The 1,884-nt window shown below is 57.5% G+C and carries 3 protein-coding genes; all 3 read right to left on the reverse strand.

Going from position 1 to position 1,884, the window contains the following annotated elements:
* A partial coding sequence (locus ACZIRK_RS45045; RefSeq protein ID WP_130231890.1) for a hypothetical protein occupies positions 1 to 398 on the reverse strand: 398 nt, incomplete at its 3' end.
* Positions 399 to 440: 42 nt separating this feature from the next.
* The gene (locus ACZIRK_RS45050; protein ID WP_130231888.1) at positions 441 to 1,439 is read right to left on the reverse strand and encodes a hypothetical protein; all 999 of its coding nucleotides are present in this window, start codon (positions 1,437 to 1,439) and stop codon (positions 441 to 443) included.
* On the reverse strand, positions 1,432 to 1,884 hold a 453-nt coding region (locus tag ACZIRK_RS45055), incomplete at its 5' end, for a SycD/LcrH family type III secretion system chaperone (RefSeq protein WP_130231886.1). The genes ACZIRK_RS45050 and ACZIRK_RS45055, both read right to left, overlap by 8 nt.

The raw sequence follows: 1,884 nt of genomic DNA on the forward strand, positions 1-1,884 counted from the left end.
TTGCGAAGCGCCTTGGCAGCAGCTTCCTGCGCAGCGATCTCGACGTTAAGCGCGGCCGACCGGTCCGACCTCGCCGCCTTCCGGAACTCCGCATTGAGCCGAACGATGAGCGCGGCGACTGCTGATATCTCGTTCCCCGTAGCAAAGTCCTTCAGCTTGACCTGGACGTTGGAAAGCTTCTCTTGGATCACAACGTCCGCGAGATCCGGTACACCAACTGATTCCCGACCCCGCGCCCCCTCAACGGGATCTGCAAGAGGGCGTGGGATCTCGCCTTCTGGCACGTTTCTGCCGCGGACCGTAGCAGAGATCGGCACCCGCGGAAGTTGTTGATGCGCGGCAGCATCCAACAGGTCGTGCCCGCCAACGGTCGTTTCACGTTCGATCGCAAATACCATCGCTACATTCCTTAAGTTCGATAAGTGATCCCACGCAGCCTGTCAGGCGAAGTGCCTTATGAGATTCGCGTTGGAGTCACTCTGCCTCTCAATCGCCTCGGCAACGTTCTGTGTGGTCATCGTCCTGTCGAGAAGCAATTGCTTGATGAAGTCCATTTCATCGCTTTGCAGTTGTCTCAATCTTGCAATGCTCTTGCTAATGTCCAACGTTTCTGCCTGGGCGTCCGTTGCCTCCTTCTGCTGGATGCCATTGGCGATGCCAGCGCCAGCCTCGCCCAGCGATGCCACTGCCTCGCCGACCCGAGCCGCCGTCGAAAGTCTCTGGCCTATCTGAACAGCCTTGACAGAGTTAGACGGTATCAAGGCGGTAATACCCAATCCACTCGCAGCTCCACTAGCAAAGCCAGCGCCGACCGTTAGCACCGAGATAGCGAATATGATGCCAATCGTGATGACCGCGCTCAAAGTGTTGGCCTTGCCGTCCTCGATTCCGTCTTTCTCGAGACTCTTCGCAATTGCCGCGGTCATCTTATCGATGCCCCCCGTCTCGACGAGAGTCGCTACTCCAACGCTCACTGCCGCCGCCATGACTGCAAGCGTTCCGCCGGTGGCAACGGCAGCCAGGACCGTCAATCCGACCGCTAGCCATCCGAAGAACTTCATGATGCCGGAGCTCTTCTTTGCTTCTGCCAATCTTTTTGCCGCTTCAATGATGCTTTTAGAGGTTTCCTCGTGCAACTGCCTTTGCTGCTCTCCCCAATGTCGCGCGTCCTCTATTCCGGCTGCAACCTGTCCATCCGTCATCTTGGTCTTCAGAGCCAGAAACGTGGTAAGGAGGTCAATCGTATCGAACGCACGTGGTGCCGATAAGCCTGGAATCGAACCTGACGCGACAGCCTCTCCGGAACCTGATTGCAGCAACAGGTTGGCGTCAGTCTTGCGGCCATTGCCCGAAAGACCGGTGGCGGAGGCACTGAAAGGCAGCGTCCCGACTTCGGGGAGTGTTTTGCTCGTCAACGCCCACATGTTCACTCTATCCATGGCTGGACCCAAGTTGGGATTTGAGGCGGTTAAGCATCATCAGCCCACGCCCGGCCAAAGCCTTTTGTTCGGGCCTTCCGACACTCAGCGCCAAGCTATTCTCGAGTGCGGTGATGGCCGCTGTGGGATGATCGAGTTTGATGAAACATTCCGCCGCACGAAGCGGTATCTGCGGATCGTCACTATCCAGGAGCCCGGCCAACCGATAGGCGTGCATGGCGTTCTCTGGGTCCCCAAGCATCTGACTACTAGCAGCCAGACCAAACCAGAATCGTGCGTCGATGTGCCGGTGTAGGCACAAGAAGCGAAAGAAATTCCGCGCCTCCTCATACTTGCCGCAAGAATAGTAGCGGTGGCCAAATACATATAAGGCCTCAAGCTCATCGTCCGTGATCCCAATGACGCTAGCCAGGTCCGCGCGCCCTGCCACGAAGTCGATGGCGAG

Source organism: Bradyrhizobium sp. Leo114, from assembly GCF_055229415.2.